Annotated in this window: 5 protein-coding genes; 2 read left to right on the top strand and 3 right to left on the bottom strand. The window is 64.6% G+C overall.

All coding sequences use genetic code 11. The annotated features are described in order from the left end of the window. Positions 1 to 217: 217 nt before the first annotated feature. The 3 genes from H5398_RS15735 to H5398_RS17950 form a co-directional block, all read right to left on the bottom strand. A complete protein-coding gene (locus tag H5398_RS15735) occupies positions 218 to 445 on the bottom strand; it encodes a hypothetical protein (protein WP_182800724.1) in 228 nt (75 codons plus the stop codon). A gap of 3 nt (positions 446 to 448) precedes the next feature. Next, positions 449 to 1,453, bottom strand: coding sequence for a DUF932 domain-containing protein (locus tag H5398_RS15730; RefSeq protein ID WP_182800723.1), 1,005 nt, complete (start codon positions 1,451 to 1,453; stop codon positions 449 to 451). Between the two features lie 205 nt (positions 1,454 to 1,658). Continuing rightward, a complete protein-coding gene (locus H5398_RS17950; protein WP_182800722.1) occupies positions 1,659 to 2,105 on the bottom strand; it encodes a DUF2690 domain-containing protein in 447 nt (148 codons plus the stop codon). Between the two features lie 347 nt (positions 2,106 to 2,452). Here H5398_RS17950 and H5398_RS15720 point away from each other — a divergent pair, with 347 nt between their 5' ends. Further along, positions 2,453 to 3,133 carry a hypothetical protein gene (locus H5398_RS15720; protein ID WP_182800721.1) on the top strand — a complete coding sequence of 227 codons (681 nt, stop codon included), beginning with the start codon at positions 2,453 to 2,455 and terminating at the stop codon, positions 3,131 to 3,133. A gap of 302 nt (positions 3,134 to 3,435) precedes the next feature. After that, positions 3,436 to 8,586: an NACHT domain-containing NTPase gene (locus tag H5398_RS15715; RefSeq protein WP_182800720.1), complete on the top strand. Its 5,151-nt coding sequence runs from the start codon at positions 3,436 to 3,438 to the stop codon at positions 8,584 to 8,586. Positions 8,587 to 8,589 lie beyond the last annotated feature (3 nt).

The raw sequence follows: 8,589 nt of genomic DNA, 5'->3' as shown, positions 1-8,589 counted from the left end.
GGGGGGCAGGTGGCGCGCAAGCGCGCCACCGTGCGGGCCGCAAGCGGCCCGCTGCTTGGGAGCGGCCTAAAGGCCGCTTGACTAGGCTTTACGGCTGCCGGTTGGGTGTTGGGGTGTCGGCCCTTCGGGCCTCCCGCGAGGGGCCGGCCCGGCCCGCAAGCGGGCCGAACCGGTCTTATGGTTGTGTGTGCGCGCGTGTTTGGTGCGCGCAAGCGCGCTACTGTAGTTCGTGGGCGCGGTGGTGTGTGTCGGCGGTCGTGTGGCCGGTCACCTCGTCGAGGTAGGCCATCAGCTCGGCGGGTGGGCAGCCGCCGCGAGCGGCGATCAACTCCCGCAGCCCTCGGGTGGCTTCTGCGATGCGGTCCAGACGCTCCCGGGCCGCGAGCCCGTAGAACTGCTGAGCAGAGCGGTAGCCGGCCTTGAAGCCCTCCTGATAGGTGTCCACGGTTCAGACCGTCGCGAGGAGTTCGAGGGTGCCGGCATCGAGGGTGTTGTAGCGGCCGTGCACCATGAACTCGGCGTTACGGGTCACCCGGTCGGCGCCTCGGATCGGTGCCTCGTGCTGGGTGTAGGTGTTCACCGCAGCCACCACCCCCCACGCGGTGCCACGCCACGGCGCCACCCGCCCATCGAGGCGCCAGAGTCCGTGCAGCGCGGCCCGCTTCCCCTCGGCGAGGGTCTGCGCCCGCTTGCTGTCGGTCGGGCCAGCGGTCCAGGCGGTGAGGAACCGCTCGAATCTTGGTTCGCTGACTGGCTGCGCGATCAGTTCGCGCACCTGAGCGCCGAACGCATCCCCCGCACCGATCACGAGCTGCAGCGCGTCGCGGACGTCACCCAGCCGGCCCAGCGACTTCGAGGAGTGCCGCACCTTCACCGAACTGGCGAACGAACCCAACGCCACGCTCAGTGTGTTGTCGCACACCACCACCTGAGTGCCCACACCGTAGGTGGTGGCGATGGATCCATCCATCGAGGTGGCCGCCGTCAGGAACGGGCGGTGCTCCACCCCCTCGACGCTCTGGGTGGCTTCGGTTTCGATCTGCACCCATCCCTGAGCGCCGCCGCGCAGCAGCCCGGCCGATCCGATCCGCAGATCGTCATCGTCCAGGATGGTCTCCACGTTGCGCACCAGCCACTCGTCGTAGCCGTGCACCTGATAACCGGACTTGAACACCCCCAGCACCTGGCCGCTGTCGGGGTGCACGATCTGCTTCCGCGTCTCGTCGACGATCGTCTGCACGCCGTCGGCGGTCATCACGATGGCCGCCGACATCGCTTCGACCGGCTCCCACCCGAACAGCCGGCGCCGCACATCCTCCACCGGGATCGCGCCCGGGTAGTGGTTCGGCTCCACACCCTGCAGCGACTCGCGGTAATGCCACGCCTCACCACGCTTGGCCGTGAACCCGATCAAGGTGTTCGCGTTGAGGTACTCCAAAGTTTCACGAGACATGAGAAAAGACCCCTTCCGGTCTGAGGGAGCTGGTCAAACCCCCTGCTAAATGGATGGCTCCATCATACCGCCGGATAGGGACAAAACCCGTAGCCAAACCCCAAACACCCACCACCCCGACCCGGGTAGGGGTCGGGGTGGTGGGGAAACTACCTAAGCTAGTGCACCGCCATTCTCTTGGCGTCCAACCAGGTCCCGATTCGACTCAGCAGACGCGGAAATACTTGACGTTGCTGTTCATAGCCTGAGCCACCATCCGCACGCTGAAGTTGATGCAGGTGGAACCCGGCGCGTACACCTGCCGAGTCCATGAAGCTTGATTGCTAGGACCGAACCGCTGGCTCACAGTGCCCATGCCAGGGTATTCGCTTTGGAGCACAACGTCGTAGTTGTACCAAGGGACACGAGGGAACCTAAGCCAGTTCGTCTGACAGGCAGAGGAATACCGCACTTCGACTGTGTAGCCCTCCCACAGAGTGCGGGTTCCGACGTAGCTAGCACTGTTCACGCACCCAGTCGACACTGGATCGGTGTTGTTGTGCCAAGTGCTTGCTGTGGCCGGATCGGCCGTAGCAAGGGTGAGTCCACAGATCAAAGCCAGCGACGCTGCCCCCGTGCGCAGGCGTTTGCCAGTGCTTTTCAAGACCGACATGAAATTCCCCCTGATAAATAGATGATGCCCGATAGCAGAAGACGATAGCTATAGAAACCTCAACGCGTGCCCTTGGTCACGAAAAGGGAAGCCGTAGCTTGCATCCGCAGCAACGGTCGAAGTCAAACCGTCTTTCGGAGCAGTCCACGAGAATAGCTGACACACCCATCGAATGCTGTCTTTGGTTAGTTCTGCTTCGACACTGATTATGCATTGGACTAACTAATAGCCATCGGGGCAGGAAGGCGCTCATCATGAGGGCTGTTCGCTACACCGAATCGCCTGAGCTCTAGACTCGGTGTCATCCATCGCAGGGTCTGACCAGCCCGCAACCTAGAGGACACCAAATGGACCTTCAGCTCCTCCGAAACCTGCCGGCCGACCACGTCGATCTGATCATGACCTCGGCCATCTCATTTGGTGTGATCAGCGCACCCCCTGGCACTCAGCGGCCCCACCAGGTACTTACCGCTCTAGCTCAACGACTCGGCACAGGATTGCTCCTACGTAACCAGACCGCTGATCCCGCCGGCTACCGCTACCGGCCCATTGAAGGGCCTCTGGACGTGCGAGACGTGCTCAAGGCCAGCCACGCTGCCCAGTTCGCCTACCGAGACACCAGACATTGGATCGGCTCGAACGAGCAACGCGTCGTTGATGGCGTCGCCAAAGCCGCCGCGATGAGGACCCCTGGCTACGAACTCTCCCCGTGGATCTGGACCCGACCGGCAGAGGAAGCTATCGGCCACGCGCCAGCTTGCACCTGGTTCCCCGACGGCTTGGAGAATGTCGAGTGGATCGACGATGTCGACGACTTCATTCACAGATGGCACCGAGCCCGGGTAGTCGTGCTGACGCCTGCAGCCCTTGAGCAGTTGCCGACCCTTCCTGCGCGACCACGTGTCTACGTAGTCGTTGGAGCCGACCAGGCCGCAGCTGCGATCCTGAATGCACACCAGCACCGCGTCGAGAGCGTGCTGATTTGGCCTGAGGCCGCGCGATGGCTGAAGTTGCAGGTTCTGAACTAGCATGAGAGACGGCCGAAAGGCCCCCAGCGTCCTCGGACCAACCATGGCAGGGATGTCGTGGCCGATGACGTGTGGCGGCGTGGAAAGGGTTGGTCCCCTGACCCGCCGCCACAGGGTTTTGATTTTGGACGTTCTACAGGCAGACAGATGGCGGGGCCGCGTGTCGACGAACCCTGTCGATGAAACGTGCGCCGAGCCGTTCTCTGATTTGCGTCCGCAGCGGGAGCAGCGGGCCGGGTGCTTGATCGGCCCCCGGTTTGCGTCGCGCACGCACTGTCAGGCCGGAAAGACACAATGGCAGCATGACGACGTACGCACGCGACATGCCGGCTGCCCTCTGGTCTACACCTGATGGTGCGTGGCCGTCTTCGCCGCCGGCGCAATCCAAGCCTGCGCTGCTTCCCGTTGGCGAATTGAGTCCGGAAAACGCGGAACGCCTGTTCATGCGTCTACTAGAAACCGAAGCTCATATCGAGCATGCGACCCTCTTCGGCCTGCCCGGCCAGGCCCAGGCCGGGATCGATGTCTACGCACGAACTACGCAGTCGTTGACTGCCGCCCCCGCCGCTGGGGGCAGAAGTTTCGTTGCCCTGCAGTCACGTCGGGTGAAGACCGTCACCGCCGCGTCGATCACTTCGGCCGTCACCGACTTCCTCAACGGGGAGTGGGCGGATCGGTGCTCCCAGTTCTACTACGCCACGAGCTCTTCGCTTCGTGACGTCAAGCTGGATAGCGCAGTCCGAGCCGCGTACGAACGCCTCGCAGCCGAGGGCATCGAGTTCAAGGCGTGGGGAGCGGAAGAAGTCTCGGATCGGCTCCGCAACGAACCGCGGCTGGTGGACGACTTCTTCGGCCGTGCCTGGGTGAACACGTTCTGCGGAGAGGATCGTGCGGCAGAACTGGTCCGGCGGATCACTCCCGAGCAAGCGCGTGCCGCCCGCCTTGCCCTCGGCGGCCTCTACCGAGCCGCGTTCCGGGCACAGGGTGCCGCATCAACCGTCACCGGTACGCACGCGCAAGGCCTGCCCTATCTCGTTCTCGACACGCAACCGGTCACCGAGGACCCCACCAAGCGCGCCAGCACACAGGAGCCGCAGCCGGAGCAGACTGCACCGCCAGTGTCGATCCAGCCGATGGATGAGTACGCAGGCACACCACGGATGCTGCGTCGCCGCACCCGCAGGCCGCAACGGCGGAATCTGATTAGGTTGCCCGAGGACGGTAGGCCTCGTACTCCTGTTGATGAGTGGACCGATTCCGCCCGTCTACGGCTGCTTGTCGGCGCGCCCGGGTCGGGCAAGTCCAGCTTTCTGATGTTTGCCGCGGCGGACATCCTGGCTCTGCAACCACAGTCTGCAGCGCTGCAGCGTGCGCACGCCGGCGACCTACCTTTATGGCTCCCGTTCGGGTTCCTGTGCCGTCACCTCAAGGAATCCACCACCAACTCGGTGGTCTCGGCTATTCAGGCATGGGTCACCCAGCAAGGCGGCCCCTCCACCTGGGACCTCACTCAGCCAGCCCTCGACGACGAACGAGCGGTTCTGCTGGTCGATGGGGTCGACGAATGGAGCGATACGGCATCCGCCGAGTACGCGCTCGGGCTCATCGAGTCCTTCGTGGCACAACGCAACATCAGCGCGATCCTCACCGCCCGCCCCTACGCGGTAGACCGGTTGAACTGGGTGGAACCTTGGGCGAAAGCGGTACTCGCCCCGCTCACCCACCCCCAGCAGGTGGAACTGGTAACCCGGGCTCTTTCTGAGTCCGACACCATCGGCACGAACGGACCGTCGAGCCCTCACGCAGAGTCTTTCCTGGCCGAGCTCACTCACATCCCGGCGCTAAGCCCCCTGCTCGGCACACCTCTCTTCCTCAGCCTGCTAGCGAAGTCTTGGCGCGGAGAATCGCTGCCCCCACAACGGTTTCAACTCTTTTCTGCGCTCGTTCAACTGCTGGTGGATAAGCACCCGCAGATGCGTCGTCGCGCCTCCTCAGCCGCCGGGTCGGAATTCTCCACCGCGGACATGCTCACAGTGCTGCGCGGCGTCGCCTACCAGGCCCGAGTTGAAGCAGGCTCGGCAAACCGTCCTCGACACGAGATGGAACGGCGGTTCCGGGAGGAACTTCGCCGTGATGATGGGCTCGCGTATCCGCCCGGTGATGCGGCGCGAGTCTCGGCCGCGGTGTTGTCGCAGGCGGAGGACGAGTACGGTCTGCTCGTCCCGCAAGGGACCGGGATGGTCGGGTTCCTGCACCGGGTTCTTCTCGATCAGCTCGCCGGCGAACACCTGGCGACGCTCGCGCCAGACGAGCAGGAGACGACCCTGTGCGCCCGGGCAGGCGATCCGACTTGGCGAGATGTGCTGATCGCGGGGCTCGCCGCACAGGTGAATGCGCACGTCAACGCGTCCCTGCTCACCCGGCTCAGCGAACACCCTGACGTTGACCCGGTGAGCAGGTACGAACTGATCGCGGAGGCAATCGCTGCCGACGTGCCGGTCACGCCTAAGAAGCAATCACAATGGGTAGCGGAGATCATCGACCGTGTCAGTGAGCATCCGAGCATGACCCACCGGGCGACACTAATCGTCTCCCTCGTTGCGATGACCAAACATGCGTCGCTGCGTCCGCGGCTGCTCGCGACGTTCAAGCGATGGTTGAGCGCCTCACACCCGGAGCCGACGTCTCCGCTATGGATGCTGCGGGATGCGGCTGTCGCGGAGGCCGAGGTTCTTCCCGCGCTGCTTTGGGGGCTGCGGCATGAGGATGAAGCGGTCCAGTTGAACGCCGCGCATGCCATTGCCGTCCGATATGGCGGCGATAGGCGGATCGGCGCTCGTATCGAGGCGAGGGTACGCGACGGTGCGGACGCCATCGAGCAAGCATTCTCCCTGTTGTGCTTGGGGACGGGGTGGCCGGAGTGGCCGCAGTTGCCGGCCCTCCTCGAGTGGGCGCGGTCTCAGATCACCCCGGAATTGCGCGTGTGCGCCCTGCATCTGCTGGGGGAGGCAGCGACCGGGCGATTCGATCACCTGACCCCGGCAGAAGTGCACTGGTTAGGGAGTTTACTGCGGCACGAAGGGTTGCGGCCTCGGGAGCATTGGCAGGATCTAGCCATCCCATTTGTGCAGCATGCCCTCTCCGGGCAGCCGGCGGCGGCACGGTTCGTGCTGGAGACACTGTCGGGCAACGGCAACACCGGTGGCGACCGGTCAATCGCCTGGCTGTTGGCATGCACCACGTTCAACGGTGATGATGACATCAAGAACTGGGTGGCCGGCGAGCTGGAGAACCCCGACCGCAACGGGCTGGTGCTGCACAACCTCGCTCTCATTCCAGACTCGTGGCGCGCCGAACCAGCGTTCGCACGGAGCGCCGCGGTGACCATCCGGGAGAAGGTCACCAAGCCGTCCTTCAGCGACGGCGTCATCGCCCTTTCCGCATCGCTGCCAGACGATGAAGCGCTTGACGCTCTCCTGCCCGCTCTCGATTCGTGGCGTCCCGTCCGAGCCGGGGCCGCACTGCTGGAACGCTTCGGAGAACACCCCCAAGTGCAGGCAGCGTTCCAGGAACGCCTGCGCGGCCCCCTCGAGTCGGCCGCGCCGCTTGCCCCTCTCGCAGTCGACGCGCTCGGCGACGCCGAAGGCTTCGCGGTTCTCGTCTCGTTGCTGCGGTCAGCAGGCAGCCGGCCTCACACCGAAGCACGCGTCGTGGTAGCCATGGCCATCGCCGATGCCTGGATCCGGCTCGCCAGCACCCCAGAGGACCCCGCGAGGGCCGCCATCGTGAGCGACTACGACCCTGACGAGCTCGCCAAGCTGTGCACCGCGGTCGGGACGGAGCATCTCACCTGGCACGTTGATTCGATCATCGCCGCGTGGCCCGAGCATCCCGCGGTCATCATGTTCGCGCTGCACGCCCTGCAGCACCCGCGGCACCTTTCAGGCGGCATCCAGGACCCGGCACCACCAGCGATCGTCCGTGCCTATGGTGCCCGTTCTACTCCCACCGCGAACACCATGATGGACGCAGTTCTCGACCAGCTGGCGTACCTGCCCCCGCAAGCGCGGGAGGTGCTCGTGGATGCTCTCACCCGCTCCGATCTGACCCCTGCCGTGCTGCTTGAACTTCTCCAAGACTGGAGCGAGGATCCAGACGTGTGGGTTCAGCGCACCGCGCTGACCGGGCTGATTCGGCGTGTCGACCGATACCGGATCTCACCGAACGCCGAGCAAGCGCAGACCGAGGTTGCGACCGCTTGGTTGAGAGCTCAGGTAAGAACCGCGCTCTGCGGATATGGACCCGACATGGAGGATCGCCGGCAAACGGGGTGGGTGGGGATGCTCCTGCTCGGCGATCTGGCGTTGCACGACGGGCTCCTCGAGACGATCGGGGAACCGAACCGCCCAGGCGTGCAGCTTCACCATCTGTTCGGAGGGGTCGACCGGGAACTGGTCGATCTCCTGAACGCCCACTGGGACGACGTCTACGCGCACTTCGGGATTGATGTGTACGCGCTCCTCTCCGCCTCTCGAGCAAAAGGCAGCTCAGTCGGCGATGCTCGTTCAAGCGTGCTCCGCCGCCTCAGCACCAGCCCATCGCCGCACCCTGCGATCAGCGAGCTCATCCGTGCCGAGGCGGACGCGAACCCAGACTTCCGTAGCAGTGCGGAGTATCTGCTGTGGTCGCATCGAGGTGGACGACGCGACCTCGAGCTGTTCCTGGCCTGCCTGGAGCGCATGGGCTCCTCCTCACCACGGCTAGGAGAGCCCGACGTGGTCTACGAGCTGCTCGTCGAGCCTGACTCGTGGCAGATCCCTGCCGATAGCTTGCGCGACGCGGTGACACAGCGACCGGGGTTCGAAGCCACTCCGGAACTCCGTGCCTTGTTCTGCGAGCTGTTTCCTACTGATGCACGCAGTCGGACTATGTTCGCCGAGTTGGAGGCTTGGTTCCGTGCCAACGATCCCCGCGATCGTCGCGAGTGGATCGATTCGCTCACCATCGCCGTACGATCCTCACCGGCGAGCGTGCTGCCGGTGATCGTCGAACGAGCACATCATCAGATCCTGCTGCGGGACTCCGCCGACCTGTTCCCGTTACTGACAGGCCCGTTGCTGCGTCGGCTCCGCCACGACCCGGATGCCGTCAGCGCGATGCGGTCCGTGACGCTGGACCCCGCATCCGCAGATACCTGCACCCCCATCTGGAACCAGCTACCCAACGATGAGGACATTCGGGGCCCGGAAAACGACGCGCAACGCTCGTACTTGTTGGCAGCCGCACTCCACCACGCCGGCCTGCTCGACGACAAGACGGCGACGATCGTGCGAGACACGATCACCACCACCGCCCCAGATGTGGTGATCCTAGATCCGTTCACCGGTGCCGAGCGCCCTGCGCGCGTGCTATCGAGCGCCCTGACGAGCTCCGACAGCTCCAAACGCGACTGACCC

The sequence above is a fragment of the Tessaracoccus sp. MC1679 genome, from assembly GCF_014164775.1.
In the GTDB taxonomy this organism is placed as follows: Bacteria; Actinomycetota; Actinomycetes; order Propionibacteriales; family Propionibacteriaceae; genus Arachnia.
The sequence above is the reverse complement of the archived record's forward strand: the minus strand, read 5'-3'. Positions and strand labels throughout refer to the sequence as shown.